Origin of the sequence: Rhizobium sp. C1 (assembly GCF_021026335.1) — a bacterium.
Classification (GTDB): domain Bacteria; phylum Pseudomonadota; class Alphaproteobacteria; order Rhizobiales; family Rhizobiaceae; genus Ensifer_A.
Genome location: NZ_JAJNCY010000002.1, coordinates 386,459 through 404,062, shown reverse-complemented (window position 1 = coordinate 404,062; position 17,604 = coordinate 386,459). Strand labels below are relative to the sequence as shown.

Annotated in this window: 15 protein-coding genes; 9 read left to right on the top strand and 6 right to left on the bottom strand. The window is 60.3% G+C overall.

Annotated elements, in window-relative coordinates:
- Positions 1 to 86 precede the first annotated feature (86 nt).
- The 3 genes from LQK83_RS07490 to LQK83_RS07480 form a co-directional block, all read right to left on the bottom strand.
- Positions 87 to 749: a ZinT family metal-binding protein gene (locus LQK83_RS07490; protein ID WP_230836737.1), complete on the bottom strand. Its 663-nt coding sequence runs from the start codon at positions 747 to 749 to the stop codon at positions 87 to 89.
- A 178-nt stretch (positions 750 to 927) separates the two neighbouring features.
- Complete coding sequence (locus LQK83_RS07485) at positions 928 to 2,730, bottom strand: acyl-CoA dehydrogenase (RefSeq protein WP_230836736.1); 1,803 nt, start codon at positions 2,728 to 2,730, stop codon at positions 928 to 930.
- A gap of 87 nt (positions 2,731 to 2,817) precedes the next feature.
- A complete protein-coding gene (locus tag LQK83_RS07480; protein WP_230836735.1) occupies positions 2,818 to 3,462 on the bottom strand; it encodes a LysE family translocator in 645 nt (214 codons plus the stop codon).
- Positions 3,463 to 3,589: 127 nt separating this feature from the next.
- On the opposite strand from LQK83_RS07480, the gene LQK83_RS07475 reads away from it, so the two are divergent.
- Positions 3,590 to 5,464 (top strand): ABC-F family ATP-binding cassette domain-containing protein, encoded by a 1,875-nt coding sequence (locus tag LQK83_RS07475; protein WP_230836734.1) that lies wholly within the window; start codon positions 3,590 to 3,592, stop codon positions 5,462 to 5,464.
- A gap of 114 nt (positions 5,465 to 5,578) precedes the next feature.
- Complete coding sequence (locus tag LQK83_RS07470) at positions 5,579 to 6,463, top strand: polysaccharide deacetylase family protein (RefSeq protein ID WP_230836733.1); 885 nt, start codon at positions 5,579 to 5,581, stop codon at positions 6,461 to 6,463.
- A gap of 66 nt (positions 6,464 to 6,529) precedes the next feature.
- On the opposite strand, the gene LQK83_RS07465 is transcribed toward LQK83_RS07470, so the two are convergent.
- Positions 6,530 to 7,078 carry a DUF1269 domain-containing protein gene (locus LQK83_RS07465; RefSeq protein WP_230836732.1) on the bottom strand — a complete coding sequence of 183 codons (549 nt, stop codon included), beginning with the start codon at positions 7,076 to 7,078 and terminating at the stop codon, positions 6,530 to 6,532.
- Between the two features lie 258 nt (positions 7,079 to 7,336).
- On the opposite strand from LQK83_RS07465, the gene LQK83_RS07460 reads away from it, so the two are divergent.
- The 3 genes from LQK83_RS07460 to LQK83_RS07450 are packed head-to-tail and all read left to right on the top strand — an operon-like array spanning position 7,337 to position 9,866.
- Positions 7,337 to 8,761, top strand: coding sequence for a TadE/TadG family type IV pilus assembly protein (locus tag LQK83_RS07460; protein WP_230836731.1), 1,425 nt, complete (start codon positions 7,337 to 7,339; stop codon positions 8,759 to 8,761).
- Positions 8,758 to 9,282 (top strand): TadE/TadG family type IV pilus assembly protein, encoded by a 525-nt coding sequence (locus LQK83_RS07455; protein WP_230836730.1) that lies wholly within the window; start codon positions 8,758 to 8,760, stop codon positions 9,280 to 9,282. The genes LQK83_RS07460 and LQK83_RS07455 overlap by 4 nt, the downstream gene beginning before the upstream one ends.
- Positions 9,282 to 9,866 carry a TadE/TadG family type IV pilus assembly protein gene (locus LQK83_RS07450; RefSeq protein WP_230836729.1) on the top strand — a complete coding sequence of 195 codons (585 nt, stop codon included), beginning with the start codon at positions 9,282 to 9,284 and terminating at the stop codon, positions 9,864 to 9,866. Before LQK83_RS07455 ends, LQK83_RS07450 begins: the two co-directional genes overlap by 1 nt.
- A 10-nt stretch (positions 9,867 to 9,876) precedes the next feature.
- On the opposite strand, the gene LQK83_RS07445 is transcribed toward LQK83_RS07450, so the two are convergent.
- A complete protein-coding gene (locus LQK83_RS07445; RefSeq protein ID WP_230836933.1) occupies positions 9,877 to 10,326 on the bottom strand; it encodes a DNA polymerase III subunit chi in 450 nt (149 codons plus the stop codon).
- A gap of 3 nt (positions 10,327 to 10,329) precedes the next feature.
- Positions 10,330 to 11,826: a leucyl aminopeptidase gene (locus tag LQK83_RS07440; RefSeq protein ID WP_230836728.1), complete on the bottom strand. Its 1,497-nt coding sequence runs from the start codon at positions 11,824 to 11,826 to the stop codon at positions 10,330 to 10,332.
- 296 nt (positions 11,827 to 12,122) lie between these two features.
- On the opposite strand from LQK83_RS07440, the gene LQK83_RS07435 reads away from it, so the two are divergent.
- The 4 genes from LQK83_RS07435 to LQK83_RS07420 all read left to right on the top strand — a co-directional run bounded on the left by LQK83_RS07435 (position 12,123) and on the right by LQK83_RS07420 (position 17,486).
- Positions 12,123 to 12,698 (top strand): phosphatase PAP2 family protein, encoded by a 576-nt coding sequence (locus tag LQK83_RS07435; RefSeq protein WP_230836727.1) that lies wholly within the window; start codon positions 12,123 to 12,125, stop codon positions 12,696 to 12,698.
- A gap of 211 nt (positions 12,699 to 12,909) precedes the next feature.
- The gene (locus LQK83_RS07430) at positions 12,910 to 14,052 is read left to right on the top strand and encodes an LptF/LptG family permease (protein ID WP_230836726.1); all 1,143 of its coding nucleotides are present in this window, start codon (positions 12,910 to 12,912) and stop codon (positions 14,050 to 14,052) included.
- A 3-nt stretch (positions 14,053 to 14,055) separates the two neighbouring features.
- Positions 14,056 to 15,141 (top strand): LPS export ABC transporter permease LptG, encoded by a 1,086-nt coding sequence (gene lptG, locus LQK83_RS07425; RefSeq protein WP_230836725.1) that lies wholly within the window; start codon positions 14,056 to 14,058, stop codon positions 15,139 to 15,141.
- A complete protein-coding gene (locus tag LQK83_RS07420; RefSeq protein WP_442966720.1) occupies positions 15,141 to 17,486 on the top strand; it encodes an LPS-assembly protein LptD in 2,346 nt (781 codons plus the stop codon). The genes lptG and LQK83_RS07420 overlap by 1 nt, the downstream gene beginning before the upstream one ends.
- Positions 17,487 to 17,604: the final 118 nt, after the last annotated feature.

Sequence of the window (17,604 nt, the reverse complement as noted above, 5' to 3'; positions counted from 1 at the left end):
GACCTTCAGCAAGGCAGATATCCCGATTGCTGAATGCGGTCAGGATTGCGGCTTGGATGACAGCTCAAGCCGCAAGGCTTCGCGTCTCAATGTTCCATCATCTCATGCAGGACATCCTCGCGGCTCAGGTCAGCGGGATAATAGGTCGGCCAATTGTTCAGCTCGGCAAGCGTGGCGGCGCGATCATTGCCCCAGAAGAGATGATAATGGCCCGACTTTTCCGGCGCGATGCGATGGTCGCTGAACTGGATATATTGCGGCATGGAGGCATCGCCTGACGTCTTCTTAAAGATATAGCGAACGCCGCGATTGCCCTTCTTGTAGGCCAGTGTCTCGCGGCCATCGTCGGCATAGGTGGCCTCTGTCAGCTTGCCAGCGCGATAGAACGTCACCTTGTCGCCGGCAATCACGATGCGGTCCACATCGGTTGCGTAGCCCTTGGTGTAATATTCGCGATACTGGTCGACTGTCTTGTCGCCGGACTTGGCCTTGTGCTCCAGGAACTTGTCGAGCGTGCCATCCTTCAGCAGCGGGTAAAGAGACTGCCAATCCCCCTGCCAATCGGCAAGCGTGCGATCCTTGATATCAGCATCCTCGAAATAGCCCTTGTAGACCTTGTCCGAGCCGTGGTCGTGGGTATGGGCCTTTTCAGCCGCATTCACAGCGCCGGACGCCATGAATTGCGGAGCGCAAAGCACGCCTGCTGCCAAAGCCGCCATGCCCACAAATTTGATAAGCCTCGATGCCATTGTTCTGGACCTCCTTGTGTTTCCATCAACATGTAATGTTATAAAATAACACACTGATGGCCGATGTATCGGCTCATGCGGGGGGCGTCAAGCGACCGCGCAGGTTATTCCTTACATTCACGGCGATACGGCAAGGTTTTCCAAAGTCATCTGATCAGCAATGAACAGGTGCGACATTTTAAAGTGCGCCGAAGTCCTCACTGGCAAACTCCAGGCAGGTCGTATCCAGCGATGCGACAAGCGCCAGCTCGGCATGGACCTTCGGCAATTCATAGCGGAAGAAGTAACGGCAGGCGCCGAGCTTGCCGCGATAGAAGATCGTCTCGGAGCCCTCGTCTTTTTTACCTTCCAAAGCCTTTTGAGCAATCAGCGCCTGCCTCAGCCAAAGCCAGGCAATAACGACATGACCGAAGGAATTGAGGAAGAGCGTGGCGTTGGCGAGGCCACGATTGGCGTCGCTGGCCGCCCCGACGGCCTGAAGTGCTGCGCCGAGCGCGCCGATGGCGGCTTGCAGAGCCTTGGCTTCTTCGGCCAACTCCGTGCACGCTGCGGCCTTCGCCGTCACTGTGACTTCGCCGAGCAAGACTTTCAGTGCCGCGCCGTCCTTCATCCGCACCTTGCGGCCGAGAAGGTCGAGCGCCTGAATGCCGTAGGTTCCTTCGTGGATATGGTTCAGGCGGTTGTCGCGATAGTAGCGCTCGACGGGGAAATCGCGGGTATAGCCATAGCCGCCTAGGATCTGGATCGCCCATTTGTTGGCTTCCAGGCAGTGCTCCGACGGCCAGCTCTTGGCGACGGGGGTTAGTATTTCGAGGAGAAGATGCAGGTTTGCCCGCTTGTCGGCATCTGCTTCGACCTTCTCCAGATCGGTCAGATGTGCGCAATAGGCGGTGAGCGCCATCGCGCCTTCGACAGCGGCCTTCTGGGCCAGCAACATGCGGCGGATGTCGGCGTGCTGGATGATCGGCACCTGCGGCGAGACCGGGTTCTTGTCCTGCGGATGCCGACCCTGCAGGCGTTCACGCGCGTAGTTGAGCGAGAAGAGATAGCCGCCGAGCCCCGCCATAACGGCCGTGTGGCCGACGCCGAGACGGGCTTCGTTCATCATGTGGAACATGCAAGCCAACCCCTGCCCCTCTGCGCCGACCAGCGTACCGATCGTGTCGCCGCCATCGGAGAAGTTGAGCAGGCAATTGGTCGTGCCGCGCTGGCCCATCTTGTGGTTCAGCCCGCCGAGGCCAATATGGTTGGAGCCGCCGAGGCTGCCGTCCTCGTTCACACGGATTTTCGGCACGAGGAAGAGCGAGATGCCCTTCACGCCCGCCGGGCCGCCGGGGATTTTGGCAAGCACCATGTGCACGATGTTTTCCGACAGTTCATGATCGCCGCCGGAGATCCACATCTTGGAACCGGAGAGCCGATAGGTGCCGTCGCCCAACGGCTCTGCCTTGCAGGTGATGTCGGACAGCGATGAGCCGGCCTGCGGTTCTGAAAGGCACATGGTGCCGAACCAGCGGCCCTCCAGCATCGGCGGCATGTAGCGCGCGATCTGCTCTTCCGTTCCGAAGGCGCGCAGCATGTTCGCATTGCCGATGGTCAGAAAGGCATAGTTGGCAATGGGCTGGTTGGCGACCTGGAAGATGCCGGCGGCCAGGAGATGCACGGACATCGGCAATTGCAGCCCGCCATCCGCCTCGTCGAAGACGGTGGCGAAGAAGCCCGCCTCTGCAAAAGCCTCCAGCGCCTCCTTAACGCCGGGGATGATCTCGACCTTGCCATCGACGGCCTTCGGCTCATTGGCATCGAGCTTCGCGGCAATCGGCTGGAAGTGCTTTTCGGCAATCGCCTCCGCGCTGTCCAGCATTGCCGTCACGCCGGCGCGGTCATGCGCGCCATAGCGTTCCGTCTCGAACAGCTTTTCGACCTCCAGGAATTCGTAAAGCAGGAAATCGATATTGCGGCGATCGACGATCAGGGACATGCGCGGCTCCTCCAGAACATACTACCCGGTATGTTGGCGACAACATGCACCGGATTTCCGAACTGTTCAAGAGTGGACGAGTTCGCCTCAGGCCTTGCGCGGGTTCATCAGGCCGGGTGCGGCATGCATGATGGCGTGGACGGCGAAACCGATGAACATGATGCCGCTGAGGCGCGTCACCCAGAGTTCATGCCGGCGATAAAGCCGGCGGATGGCGGACATGCCGACGATGCCGATGAGGATCACATAGGCGAAGAGGCCACCGACAAAGGTTGCAGCGACCAGCGCCGGGAGCATTGCGAAGGTGAGCAGGCCCGCCTTGGCGGAGAGCAGCGCGGTGAGCGTGGCCACGGCGACAGGATATGATTTCGGATTGGTGAGGCCGAAAGTCAGCCCGTGAAGGATGGGGCGGCGGATGCGCGCGGCGCTCACGTCTTCCTGCGAGCGGCGCTTGACTGTGACGGCGCGCCAGCCGAGCCAGAAGAGATAGGCCCCACTGATCAGGCCCAGAATGTCAAAGAAGATCGAACCGATGACGGTTGCCCCGACAATGGAAACCAGCGCCAGCGTCGACCACACGACATCACCCGCCAGATGCCCGGTCAGAAACGCCGCCGCAGACCGCCTGCCCTGATCCGCGCCAATGCCAAAGACGGCAAGCACGCCGGGTCCCGGCGTGATACCGTAGACAAAGCCTGCGATGACGGCCGCGCCGAGTGCGTAGATGTCCATGAATGTCCCCGTTCGCGATCCAGCACCGACTCGTGCCTTCACCTGACGACGTTACCCGCTTTTGTCCGCTCTTCAACGCCCATCCCCCTTGCCATCACCGCCAACGTCGGCCATTAAACCCGCCATCATGATCACGATTTCCGGTCTCACGGCCCGCATTGCCGGGCGCCTTCTCATTGACGATGCATCGCTCACCTTGCCTTCCGGGTTCAAGGCGGGTCTTGTGGGGCGTAATGGCGCGGGGAAATCCACGCTGTTCAAGATCATCACCGGCGACATGTCGCCCGAGGCCGGCACGGTCAATTATCCTAAAGGCGCGCGGATCGGACAGGTGGCGCAGGAAGCGCCGGGGACGGATGACGCGCTGATCGAGATCGTCATGGCGGCGGACAAGGAGCGCGCGGCGCTTCTGAAGGAGGCGGAAACGGCGACCGATCCGCATCGCATCGCCGAAATCCAGGTGCGACTTGCCGACATTGACGCCTATTCGGCGGAAGCCCGCGCGGCCTCCATTCTGGCCGGTCTCGGTTTTGATGACGAGGCGCAGAAGCGGCCGGCGAAAAGTTTCTCCGGCGGCTGGCGGATGCGCGTGGCGCTGGCGGCCGTGCTCTTTTCCGAGCCTGACCTGCTGCTCCTCGACGAACCGACCAACTATCTCGACCTCGAAGGTACACTCTGGCTCGAGGACTATATCAAGCGCTATCCGCATACCGTGATCATCATCAGCCACGACCGCGATCTTTTGAACTCGGCGGTCAACTCGATCGTGCATCTCGACCAGAAGAAGCTGACCTTCTATCGCGGTTCCTATGACCAGTTCGAGCGGCAGAAGGCGGAGGCCGACGAGCTGCAGATGAAGGCGCGGGCCAAGAACGAGGCGGCGCGCAAGCATCTGCAAAGCTTCATCGACCGGTTCAAGGCCAAGGCAACGAAGGCCAAGCAGGCACAGAGCCGCGTCAAGGCGCTGGAGCGGATGGGAACGGTCGCAGCCGTCGTGCACGAGCATGTGGCCGGCTTCAAGTTCCCCGATCCGGAGAAGGAAGCCGCCTCGCCCATCGTGCATGTGGAGAAAGGCGCGGTCGGCTACGAACCCGGCAAGCCGATCCTGAAAAACCTCAACCTGCGCATCGACACCGACGATCGCATCGCGCTGCTCGGCTCGAACGGCAATGGTAAATCCACGTTCGCGAAGTTCATTTCCGGCCGCCTGAAGGCGGAGGCCGGACGCGTGACGCTGGCACCGAACCTGAAGATCGGCTTCTTCGCCCAGCACCAGCTCGACGATCTCGTGCCGGAACAGAGCGCCGTCGATCATGTGCGCAAGCTGATGCCGCTGGAGCCGGAGGCCAAGGTCCGTTCGCGCGTCGCGCAGATGGGCCTGCCGACCGAGAAGATGGACACGGCGGCGAAGGATCTCTCCGGTGGCGAGAAGGCGCGGCTTCTCATGGGCCTTTCGGCCTTCCATGCGCCGAACCTGCTCATCCTCGACGAACCGACGAACCATCTCGACATCGACAGCCGCCGCGCGCTCATCGAGGCGCTGAACGACTATACCGGCGCCGTCATCCTCATCTCGCACGACCGCCACCTCATCGAGGCGACAGTGGACCGGCTGTGGCTGGTGCGCGATGGCACGGTGAAGGTCTTCGAGGGCGATCTGGAAGAATATCGCGATCTCGTCGTCTCTGCCGGCAAGGCGTCGCAGAAGAAGGAGAGCGGCAGCGTCACCGCTGCTCAGGCCGACAAGCCGGCGGCGCAGAAGCGCTCCAATCCGATTGCGCTGAAGAAAAAGATCGATGAAATCCAGAGCTTGATCGATCGCATTGAGAGATTGATTCAGGGCATCGATACCGAGCTTTCCGATCCGGAGATCTATACGAAGAACCCGAACCGGGCTGCGGATCTGACAACCGCCCGAGCGAATGCGCAGAAGAAGCTGGAGGCCAGCGAAGAAGAGTGGCTGGCGCTGTCGACCGAGCTCGAAGAGATCGGCGGGGCCTAACGATCGCTCGAAGCGCTAAATATGCGCGCCGGACGTGCAGACGCAACGGTTGGTTAACCATAATCGCCGAATGATCGGACATTCCTTCTTTTCGATGTCCCGAGCGATTCCTTCATGCAAATTAAGCCCTTGTTCGCCGTTGCGCTGTCCTGCCTCATGCTGGCCGGCTGCAACACCACGAAGACGGAGAAGGATGGCGAACCCTCGCTCAAATCCTCCTACGCACCCGGTGCGGACGAGCATCGCCGGCTCAAGGCGAACGATCCCGTGAAGATGGAGCCGACCGCCTGGATCAAGCCGGGCTCGCCGGCACGCGTGGGCAGCATTTTTTCCAGCGGTGGGCTTGCAGGACGCACCCTCTCCGTCGGCTCGATCTCGGACATCCAGCTGGCGGACAAGGAACTGATCCTCACTTTCGACGATGGCCCGATGCCGGGCAAGACGGAGCAGATCCTGGACGTGCTCGATCGTTTCCAGGTGAAAGCCAGCTTCATGATGGTGGGGCAGATGGCGCGCAGTCATCCGGAAATCGCCCGCGATGTCGTGCGACGCGGCCATTCGATCGGCAGCCACACGTTCAGCCATCGCAACCTCGCGGCTCTGAATTTCGAAACGGCCATGGCCGAGATCGACAAGGGCCAGCATGCGGTGAGTGACGCGGTCGATGCGCCGGTCGGCTTCTTCCGCTTTCCCTATCTTGCCGATACGCGCAAGATCCGATCGGCACTCGCCAATCGCGGCACGGTCGTCATGGACGTCAACATCGACTCCAAGGACTATTTCAAGAGCAGCCCGAACGCGGTTCTGGAACGGACGATGGCCGTCATCCACCACCAGCGCAAGGGCATCATCCTGATGCACGACATCCATGCGCGCACGGTTTCCATGTTGCCGCTCCTTCTGTCGCGGCTGGAAGACGAAGGCTACAAGGTCGTCACGCTACGCTACCGCCGCAGCCGGACACCCGAAGGCGGGCTGTTTGCCTCAAACGACCATTAAGGGGCTGCATTCCAACTGACTGCGGCGGGCCTTCGGGCCCACCGCCGTTTCTTCGCCTTCATCGTCTCAGGCCGGCCGGTCGAGGGAGTTTTCCGCCGAAGCTGCAGCGTCTTGCGCCAGAACCTCCCGCCGCGCCGTCTCGAAGGCCTCGCGCAGGGCCTGTTCCTGGCTCCGATCCAGATTGGTGCGCAGGATACGGCCGCCGAATTTACGCATTTCCTCGACGACACGGTCCGAGGTTGCGCGCTTGGCGGAGATGAAAAGGGCAGCCTGCCCGGGCTGGAGGACAGCGGCGACATCCTTCATGAAGGCATCGTTGATGCCGTAATCGGACAGGGCACCTGCAAGGGCGCCTGCGCCCGCCCCTGCCGCCACGCCGACGATGGGGTTGAGGAAAACGAGCCCGGCGAGAAGACCCCAGAACGCGCCGCTTGACGCGCCCATGGCCCAGAGATTGACCATCTGGTGCAACTTGATCTGCCCATCGGGCTCTGCGGTTGCGACGACAGCGTCCTCGATCTCGATCAGATATTCCTTGGAAAGCTTGTAGAGCCCATCGCGGGCGGCTTCCGCCTCGCTCTGGGTGTTATAGCCGATGACAACGAGTTCAGACATTGCAGTTTCCTTTCGTTTACCGGCATTGATGCCTCCTATGGATATAGGTGCGCCGGGTGAATTCGGAAGCAATGTTCGGTGACAAATTGGTAACGGTCTGAACGGAGATGGCTCGCTTCTGGTCCCGTCCGTTCCATTTGCACGAGGTGCAGCGACTTGTCCCGATTGTCTTAACAAAGGGGAAACCGGTTTGCGCTAACAGTGATAAAGGCAGCCGGGGGCGCCGGTTGAAGTGTATTTTCATTCTTGGCAGGATCCATGCGGCGCTGGAGCAACCGGTTTATCAATATTATCGAGCGCTTCCGCCGATTGACCGATGGAAATATCGGCCTGACCTTCGCGCTGATCATAACGCCGGTCATTATCGCTGTCGGTGCCGGTATCGACCTTGCACGCACCTACAACATCCAGACCAAGATGCAGGCGGATCTGGATGCGGCACTCATCGCCGCCGTCAAAAGCGTCGACACGCTCACGACACAGCAGCTGCAGCAGAAGATCAGCGACTGGATCGCAGCGGACGGCAATCTGGCTTCGACCACGATCACGATCAATAATCTGGTCGTCGATACGACCAACCATCAGGTTTCCGCAACGCTGCAGGCCACGGTTCCGACCATCTTCATGAGGCTCGCGAACGTTCGCTCCGTGCCTGTGGCCGCAAAGTCGGTCGCGAAGGGTCCCTCAAGCTCATACCTGCAGGTCTATATCGTTCTCGACAAATCGGCTTCCATGCTGCTGCCTGCGTCACAGGCGGACCGAACGAACTTTCTCAACCTGCTCTACAACACGTCCTATTCCGATCCGGCGAGGTATTACAGAAACTATCTTCAGTGCGAATTTGCCTGCCACGACTTCGACAACACATATTTCAAGTATGCCTACAAGAAAAATGGCAAAACATATACGGCAAAATTCGACAACATCTACGATCTGGTGAAATTCTACAATACGACCACCAGCACACCGATCACGTTGCGCACAGATGTTTCCCTGACGGCGGCCGGACAGGTGATCGACATGATCGCCAACTCCAATGCCAAAACGCAGCATATCACCGCAGGCCTCTACTATTTCGGACAAGACCTCTACACGGCCGTTCCACAGACATCCTCGACCACGACGCTGAAGAAGGCGCTGACGGATGACGCCTACGGATTGACGAGCGCGACATCGCAGCCGGTAACCTATTTCAACAATACGCTGAGCACTCTGACGAAGCTGGTAGGAACTGCAGGCGACGGATCGTCCACAAGCAAGCCACTGAAACTCGTCCTCATCCTGACCGACGGCGCGCAATCGACGAGACCGTGGGTACTGACCAACGATACGACGAGAACCTATGTCGCGCCGATGAACCCGGCCTGGTGCAGCCCGATGAAGGCGAGCGGTGTGACCATAGGCGTTCTCGATACAGAATATCTCGCCATCCCCTATGACTGGGGCTACAACGATACGCTCGGCATGAGCATGAACAGCGCCAACTGGTATTACAACTGGGGCGGCGTCATGCGCTCGAACGTCTCGGGCAACATCGCGCGGCGCGACTATCTGCAATACGCATTGACGGATTGCGCCACATCAAGCCAGCTCTTCATCTCGGCGAGCGACAAGACCGATATCGCCAACGGCCTGTCGACCATTTTCAACAGCTACCTGAGCTCGGTGAGACTGACGCAATGATCCGCCGGCTCCGCTCTGCATCGTCGGCCTTCAGGCGCAACCGCCAGGGTGCCGCCGCGGTCGAGTTTGCATTGCTGGTGCTGCCGTTCTTCACCATCATCTTCGTCATCCTGCAGATTTCGCTGATGTTCTTCATCGAGACCGGGTTGGACGGCGCATTGATCAAGAGTGCGCGCAAGGTGCGGACGGGATATGCCACAACGAACGGCTGGACGATCTCGAACTTCAAGAACGACCTCTGCGCCAATCTGGCGCTTTCGTTCAGCTGCTCGTCCCAGCTTCTGGTGGTTGCCGTGGTGATCACGGACATGTCCTCCGTTCCCAACAACCCGCCGACCACCAATGGTGTTCTGACCGTGACCGAACAATACACGACCGGCAAGAGCGGAGATTATGTGCTGATCCATGCCTATCTGCCGTGGAAACCGATCCTGCCGATGTATAATTTCGCCGGCGCGCAGCTGAAGGACGGGACCTATATCCTGGGCGCCGCCAGCCTTTTCAGGAACGAGCCCTCCTGATGCGCACGCTCCTGTCCTATCACAAGAAATGCCACGCCCGGCTCGCGCAGCTTGCTGTAGACCGGCGGGGACTTTCAGCGATCGAGTTCGCGCTGATCCTGCCCATCATCCTGGTCCTGATGGCTGCGGCGGAAGACTTCGGCCAGGCCCTGATGGTCGAGCGAAAAATGAGCCAGATCGCGGCCACCGCATCGGACATGGCCGCACAGCAGGCAACCTGGACGACCAAGAATCTCGATGCGATCCTGAGCGGTACGGGGACGATCATTCAGCCCTTTCCCAACGGGACACTGACGATCGTCGTTTCGGCCCTGAACGTGGATTCGCTTCTGAACACGAGCGTCGCCTGGTCCCGCGCCTACAACACCTCAGCCTGGCCGGTGGGCAGCACACCCCCTTTCAGCGTGTCTAAAACCATCCTGCAGAGCGGTGTGCAGATCGTCATCGCCAAGGCGACCTATAATATCACGACCCCGTTCGCCTCGCTTCTGAGACCGATTACCGGCACCAGCACCTATTCCTACACGCGCTACGGCCTTAACAGGCCGCGCGTCTCCGACACCATCACGCTTTCCGGAAGCTAGGACGCAGGAGCTAGGCCTTGCGCTCCCAGCCGCCTGCGCCATTCTGCTGCCAGTAGGTCAGCTGGTTGGCGGGGCCTAAAAAGCGCCGCCACTGACCGCGGGCGCGGTCCAGCTGTTCGTTATCATGACCATCGAACATCACGACGACGCGTTCGTAACCATCGGCGTCCGCAATGTCCGCGCCTGCGCACAGGAAGCGGATATTGGCTCCGTTGGCATTCCCCTCGCCCGTGGTCAGCAGAATAGGCTGGCGTGCATCTGCGTCGCCGCCTTCGATACCGTGCGGCAGGAAGCTCTGTTCCCGCCAGGTCCACAGATGTGCGTCGATCCGATCACGCGCCGGCTCGTCGGCAAATTGCAGCACCACCTTCCAGCCGCGCGCAACAGACTTCTCCACCAGAGGCGGCAGCGCCTCCTCCAGTTTCGATTCAGTCAGGTGATAGAAGAGGATCTCCGCCAGCGATCAACCCTCGTGATTGTCGGCGACGAAGGCGTTCAGCAAGCGCACGCCAAAACCCGAGCCCCAGGACTGGTTGACTTCGGTCGAGGGCGCGCCCATGGCGGTCGAGGCGATATCAAGATGCGCCCACGGTGTTGAGCCGACGAAGCGCTTGAGGAACTGCGCCGCCGTGATCGCGCCGGCCTGACGTCCCCCGGTGTTCTTCATATCGGCGATCTTGCTGTCGATCATCTTGTCGTAGTCCTTGCCGAGCGGCATGCGCCACAGCTTCTCGTCCGTCTTCAGCCCGGCGCTTGTCAGCGCCGCCGCCAGCGCGTCGTCATTGCAGAAGAGACCGGCATGATGCGGACCAAGCGCCACGCCAATCGCGCCTGTGAGCGTGGCGAGATTGATCATCAGCTTCGGCTTGAAGCGCTCGTTGCAATAATGCAGCGCATCAGACAGGACCAGTCGGCCCTCGGCGTCGGTGTTCAGCACTTCAATCGTCTGGCCCGACATGGAGGTAACCACATCGCCGGGGCGATAGGCATTGCCGTCCGGCATGTTTTCGACGAGGCCGAGAATGCCGATGGCGTTGACCTTGGCCTTGCGGGCGGCGAGCGTGTGCAGAAGACCGATCACGGCGGCAGCGCCGCCCATGTCGCCCTTCATCTCTTCCATGCCGCCGGCCGGCTTGATCGAAATGCCACCGGTGTCGAAGACGACGCCCTTGCCGACGAAGGCCACGGGCTTCTCATCCGCCTTGCTGCCGGACCATTGCATGACGACGAGGCGCGGCGGACGAACCGAGCCCTGACCAACGGCCAGAAGCGCGCCCATGCCGAGCTTCTTCATGTCCTTTTCCGTCAGGACCTCGACGGTGACGCCGAGCTTGCCAAGCGCAACGGCGTATTCGGCGAATTCCAGCGGCCCCAGAATATTGGCCGGCTCGTTGACGAGATTGCGCGCCAGTTCCACACCTTCCGCGATCGCGTCGGAGGCGGAGAGCGCCTTCTTCGCGTCGACGGCAGCGGCAGCAACGACCGTGACCTTGATCCTTGCGGGATCGGCACCGTCATCCTCGCCCTTCTTCGTTGCGACCTTGTAGCGATCGAACTTGTAGGCCCGCAGTCTGAGCCCGAGGACGAATTGCGCCAGCAGGGCCGCATCGGGTGCGGCATCGGGCATGTCGAGGAAAATCGTGACGTCGGCGGATTTGCCGAACGCAGCGGCCGCTGCGCCACCGGCATTCAGCCAATCATTTTCCGTCAGGCTCTCCGCCTCGCCCATGCCGAGCACGATCAGCTTGTCGGCGGGCGAACCGTGCGGGGCGAGAATCACGCAGGTGGACAGTCGCGACGCCTTGAAATCCGATGCCCTGGAAGCCCGTTCGATGACATCGGCGGGTGCAAGTTCGGTAGCGCCGGAGGTGGCGGCCCCCTCCTTGGTCTTCAGGACGATGACCGTCCCGCCTTTCACGTCCGCGGACTTCCGCACCTTGATTTCGATCTCGCCAGCCACATGCGCCTCCTGCAAGCCAATTGCCGTATGCGCCCGTTTCATCACGGTTCGGCTTCGGAATGCAAGAGACGAAGACGCTTGATCGGCCAAAGCGAGGTTGATAGACAGCGGCCGAACCAAAGAAAGGTCAGCGCATGCAACAGGATCGGCCATTCAGGAATTTCTGGATCCTATTCGCGAGCTGGCTCGTTATCCTTGTGTTCTTTCGGCTTTTTCCGTCGGCAGACATAGGCTTCTCGCGGCTGTTCTACACGACATCGGCCTGCGCGCCCGGCAGCGTCGCCGGGCACTGCGGGATGTTTGCGCTGGGGGAAATCCCCTTCTTCAATTTTATCCGCATGATTCTCTACTATCTACCTGTGGTGGCTGCGATTGCGCTCGTCGCCTCCCTGATCGTCCCGGCGCTCGACCGGAAGCTCGACTGGCCCGAAGCCAGCCGCAAGAACCGCCTGATCGCCCTTTCTGCCTGGATCCTGGACGCGGGCCTGCTCGTCAACATGCTGCTGAAGGCGCATTCAGGGCGCCCTCGTCCGGCGGACACATCGATCTTCTCCGGCCCCTGGCCGTTCACGCCGGCAGGCAGCTTTTCCGGCGCCTGCACATCGAACTGCTCGTTCATTTCCGGCGAGGCGGCGAGCGCCGGCTGGCTTTTCTGCCTTCTGGCCCTCATGCCCCCGCAGGCGCGCCGATGGGTCTTCTGGCCCGTGCTGTCGATCTCGATCGTCACGGCGCTGCTCCGGGTGTTCTTCGGCCGGCACTTTCTTTCGGACGCCGTGCTTGCCTGGCTTTCGGCGATTGTCGTCTTTGAATTGCTCGCCGCAATCTTCGGATGGAACGAACGCGACAACGCTGGCAAAAGCTCCATGGCATAACTTGTTGTCGCTATGGCACGCGAGCAGCTTTGTCTGTATTTTCGCCGCACTCGTCATGCTAAAGCGAGTCTGTCGCCGTCGCGGTCAGGCAAATCTGGGAGGCCGCCGGGGGTGTACAGCTGGGTATTGGGGACCTATTTGACGACAACCGCCGAACTGGGTCCGCTTCCGGCCCGGTCGGCTCAGACACGGCCCTGAGCCTAGAAGATGCATGACGCTGATTGAACGGTACATAGCCCTGCGCGTGGTCAAGATGGCGATAGCGTCAATCTTGCCGGTGCTGGCAGTCATCTGGATTGTTCAGGTCCTGGCGCGCGTCAATCTCGTGACGGACAGCGGCCAGTCGATCTCCTCATTCTTCCAGCTGGCGGGCCTGATTCTTCCGACGATCATTCCCATGGTCATCCCTTTCGGCGTCGTCATCGGCGTCGCGCAGACCTTTTCGGCGATGAATGCGGATTCGGAATTTGCTGTCATCGACGCCGCGGGCATGCCGCGCAGACGGCTCCTGAGGCCGGTATTGGTCGTTGCCCTCGGCGCCTGCGCCCTCTCCTTTGCTGTCGACAACCTCGTGGAGCCGGTGGTTCGCGTGCAGGCGCGCAAGATGATTGCCGCCGTCTATGCCGACCTTCTGTCGTCGGTTATCGAAGAGAAGACATTCCGAAAGATCGATGACGGTCTTTATCTGCAGATCTCGAAGCGCCTGCATGGCCGGACGCTGGCGGGGATCTTCGTCGCCGACTATCGCGATCCCGATTCGGAGCTCGTCTACTACGCCAAGGAAGGCGCGATCGACGAGACCGGCACGACACTGGTCATGCATGACGGCGAAGTGGACAGGCGCTCACCCAATGGAGACATCTCTGTCGTCCGATTCGATTCCTATGCGTTCGACTTGTCCCAGCTGACCAAGTCGCGCGGCGGCATGACATTGCGCGCCATCGACCGCGACCTTCCCTTCCTGTTCCACCCCGACCCGAACGACCGCGACTATGCGGCCAACAAGGGGGATTACACAGCGGAATTTCACCGCCGCCTGACGGAATGGAGTTTCCCGCTGGTTTATGGCCTGATTGCCTTCCTGATCGCGGGACGCGCGCGCACCCAGCGCGAGATTCGCCTGCATCCTGTCATCTCGGCACTGGCCATCGCCTTCGTGCTGCGCTGGGTGTCTTATTATATATCGAACCAGATCGCGGAATCGTCGGCCTATATCTTGCCGCTCTACATCATGCCGCTGGCGATCGTGGTCGTGTCGATCATCATGATTCTCAGCGCGCGATCCCTGACCCTGCCGAACTGGCTGGCGCCGGGGCTCAGCAGGCTTCGGCCGGCCGGACGAGGGAGACGCTAGGTCATGCAGATTCCCTGGACACTCGGACGCTACTTCTTCGGGCGCTACATGAAGACGCTGGGCTGGTTCTTCCTCGGCGTCGCGGGCATCATCTTCCTTGTCGATTTCAGCGAGAACTCGAGCAAGATTCCGGATTCCTCGCAAGCACACCTGATGGATGCCTTCTGGCTGACGGTGCTGCGTCTGCCGCTTCTGCTGCAGCAGACGGCACCGTTCGTCGTGCTCTTCTCCTCGATCATCACGCTCGTCGCGCTGAACCGGAAATACGAGCTCGTGGTGACGCGCGCTGCCGGCATTTCGGTCTGGCAGTTCATGGCGCCGTTCATCTTCGGCGCGATGGTTGCCGGCATTCTGGTGACGACCGTGCTCAACCCGCTCGCCGCACTGGGCATGCTCACGGCAACGAGCCTCGAAGCGCGCGTCGGGGCGACATCAAGCGCGCAATCGGCGGGCGTTCCCTGGCTCAGACAGATCACCCGAAACGACGATGCCATCATCGGTGCGCGCACCGTTGGGGAAAACGGAACGGTGCTTTCCGGGGTGGTGATTTTCCACTTTGATCCACAGGGAAATATCGTTCTAAGGCAGGATGCAGCGCAAGCCATCTTGGAACGTGGTTACTGGCAGCTTAACACCGTTTTGGAAACGCGACCGGGCGAACCGCCGAAGCGTCTCAAGTCAGTACAGGTGGAAACCAATTTGAAACGCGAGTTCGTCCAAGAGCAGCTTTCCCAGCCGGAAACCATTGGTTTCTTTGACCTTCCGCGCAAGATCGAGACAAACCGGGCGCTGGGCATTTCCACCAATGCGCTCAAGACACAGTATCACTCGCTTCTGTCCATGCCGGTCTTCCTGATCGCCATGGTGATGATTGCGGGCACCGTGTCGCTAAAATTCAGCCGGCTTTCACAGTCCCCCGGATTAATTCTGGGTGGAATCCTGTCCGGCTTCATGCTTTATGTGGTGACGATGCTTGCGAAAGCATTTGGTAGCAGCGGTGTAGTACCTCCGTTCGTTGCGGCCTGGATACCAGCCATTGTGGCTCTGGCTATCGGTGCAACCATCCTGCTCCATCAAGAGGATGGCTAGTGGCTGCAATGAATTGCGCGATCGTTTCGACCGTGAGAACTGCGTTGTTCGCAGGTGTAGCCGCATGCGCTCTTTTTGCCGCTGCCGGTTCGTCTGTTGCACAGAATATCCTTCCGTTGCCGGATCAGACATCCGCGCAATCGGATGACGCGAAGCTTTATCTGTCGTCCAACCAGCTGGTTTATGACCGCGACCACAAGAAGGTGGTCGCGAGCGGCGCGGTTAAGATCAATTACAAGGGCAACAAGCTGGTTGCCGACGAAGTGACCTATGACCAGGCCTCCGGGCGCCTGATCGCGGCCGGCAAGATCGAAGTCGTCGAACCCGATGGCAACAAGATCTATGCCGACAAGATGGACGTAACCGACGATTTCGGTCAGGGCTTCATTAATTCGCTGCGCATTGAAACAACGGACGATACGCATATCGCGGCCGAAAGCGGCCAGCGCGTGAACTCCAACGTCTTCGTGTTGCAGAACGGCGTCTACACGGCCTGCAAACCCTGCGCGGACAATCCGGAAAAGGCGCCGCTCTGGCAGGTGAAGGCCCGCAAGGTGATCGAGAACGGCGAGACCCACACCGTTCGCCTGGAAGGAACGCGGCTTGAGCTGTTCGGCATGCCGATTGCCTACCTGCCCTTCATCGAAGTACCGGACCATACGGTGAAGCGGAAATCAGGCTTCCTGTTCCCGACTTTCAGCTCTGCGCAGAATCTCGGTTTCGGCGCGACCATTCCCTATTACTATGTGATCAATCCGAGCACGGACTTCACATTCAGCCCGACCTATTACACGACGCAGGGCTTGTTGCTGTCCGGCGAGCTGCGCCAGCGTTTCGACAACGGCACGCACACGCTGCAGATGGCTGCAATCAACCAGCAGAAGCCATCCGCCTTTGTAGCCGGCACCAGCGATGCGATGAAAACCCAGCGCGCCATGGTGCGTAGCACGGGCGCCTTCCAGATCAACCCACGCTGGACCTTCGGCTGGGACGTTATGGCGCAGACCGACAACAATTTCTCGCGGACCTACAGCCTGAAGGGCGCGGGCGCGTCGACCTTCACGAACCAGATCTATCTGACCGGGCTCGGCAAGCGGAACTACTTCGACATCCACTCCTATTATTTTGACGTGCAGGATGCCGACGCGAAGAACACGGCCGAATATCAGCAGGCGTTCGTTCACCCGGTTCTCGACTATAATGCCGTGCTCAACAAGCCGATCCTTGGCGGTGAGCTGAGTTACAATCTGAACTTCACCAATCTGACGCATCGCGGGCTCGCCGCCTATACGGCCGGCACGACGACTCGCTTCCCCGGTGTGCGCGGTGAAACCAGCCGCCTGAGCGCCGATGCGCAGTGGCGCCGCCGTTTCGTCTCCGATGAAGGTTTTGTCATCACGCCGGTTCTGGCGGCACGCGCCGACACGTTCCAGCTCGGCATGCAGTCCCCCTCGAGCGGGACTTATACCTATGCCGGTAATTTCGGTTCCGGCATCGCGTCGACGCGCAGCATGATCACTGCGGGAACCGAGGTCAGCTATCCGTTCCTCATCACCATGCCGGGCAGCGAGCATATCATCGAGCCGATCGGTCAGATTTTCGTCCGGCCGGACGAGCAGATGGCCGGGCGCCTGCCCAACGAGGACGCGCAGAGCTTCGTCTTCGACGCCACCAATCTGTTCGATCGGGACAAGTTCTCGGGCTATGATCGCATCGAAGGTGGTACGCGCGCCAACCTCGGCATCCGCTACCGCGGTACGTTCGACAGCGGCTATTCGCTCAACGCCATCGCGGGCCAGTCCTTCCAGGTTGCCGGTCGTAACTCGTTTGCGCAGACCGATCTCGTTTACGCGGGCTGGAACTCCGGCCTCGACAAGCGGGCTTCGGACTATGTCGGCATGGTGAACGTGCAGACGCCTTTCGGGCTTGGCGTAACCGAGAGCGTGCGCCTGAAGAAAGAGAATTTCCAGGTCGCAAGACTTGATTCGACCCTGAGCTACGGCTCGAAGGCCTATAACGTCTCGGCGACCTATTCGCGCATCGCTCCGCAGCCGGAATATGGCGCAGCCGAGACCCGGGAACAGCTCATCCTGACCAACAGTGTGAAGTTCAAGAACTACTGGAAGCTCTACGGCACGGTGAACTACGACCTGCGCAAGCGCCTGCTGAATTCGAGCACGGTCGGCCTGAGCTATGAGGACGAGTGCACGATCTTCGCCATCGGGTTTACCGAAACGCGCGACACGAACAATAATTCGGGCAGCGACTGGGCGGTTGGCGCACGGCTTACCTTCCGTACGCTGGGCGACGTGCGCGTCGGCGACGCGGCAAGTTCCTCCTTCTGAGTTGCGGCTTTTCTCCGCCGCGACTTCGCCTAAAATCTGAACTATTCGCGTCGGCAGTTTGAATGACTTGCTGCATCATGTTATGGAGCGGCAAGTCATCGGGGGCTTCATGACTTGC

Bases quoted from the DNA above. Each gene is read 5' to 3' on its own strand.
- LQK83_RS07475 (WP_230836734.1), top strand. From the start codon at position 3,590: ATGATCACGATTTCCGGTCTCACGGCCCGCATTGCCGGGCGCCTTCTC.
- LQK83_RS07465 (WP_230836732.1), bottom strand. From the start codon at position 7,078: ATGTCTGAACTCGTTGTCATCGGCTATAACACCCAGAGCGAGGCGGAA.
- LQK83_RS07455 (WP_230836730.1), top strand. From the start codon at position 8,758: ATGATCCGCCGGCTCCGCTCTGCATCGTCGGCCTTCAGGCGCAACCGC.
- LQK83_RS07490 (WP_230836737.1), bottom strand. From the start codon at position 749: ATGGCATCGAGGCTTATCAAATTTGTGGGCATGGCGGCTTTGGCAGCA.
- LQK83_RS07435 (WP_230836727.1), top strand. From the start codon at position 12,123: ATGTTTGCGCTGGGGGAAATCCCCTTCTTCAATTTTATCCGCATGATT.
- LQK83_RS07430 (WP_230836726.1), top strand. From the start codon at position 12,910: ATGACGCTGATTGAACGGTACATAGCCCTGCGCGTGGTCAAGATGGCG.
- LQK83_RS07470 (WP_230836733.1), top strand. From the start codon at position 5,579: ATGCAAATTAAGCCCTTGTTCGCCGTTGCGCTGTCCTGCCTCATGCTG.
- LQK83_RS07485 (WP_230836736.1), bottom strand. From the start codon at position 2,730: ATGTCCCTGATCGTCGATCGCCGCAATATCGATTTCCTGCTTTACGAA.
- LQK83_RS07450 (WP_230836729.1), top strand. From the start codon at position 9,282: ATGCGCACGCTCCTGTCCTATCACAAGAAATGCCACGCCCGGCTCGCG.
- lptG (WP_230836725.1), top strand. From the start codon at position 14,056: ATGCAGATTCCCTGGACACTCGGACGCTACTTCTTCGGGCGCTACATG.
- LQK83_RS07480 (WP_230836735.1), bottom strand. From the start codon at position 3,462: ATGGACATCTACGCACTCGGCGCGGCCGTCATCGCAGGCTTTGTCTAC.
- LQK83_RS07460 (WP_230836731.1), top strand. From the start codon at position 7,337: ATGCGGCGCTGGAGCAACCGGTTTATCAATATTATCGAGCGCTTCCGC.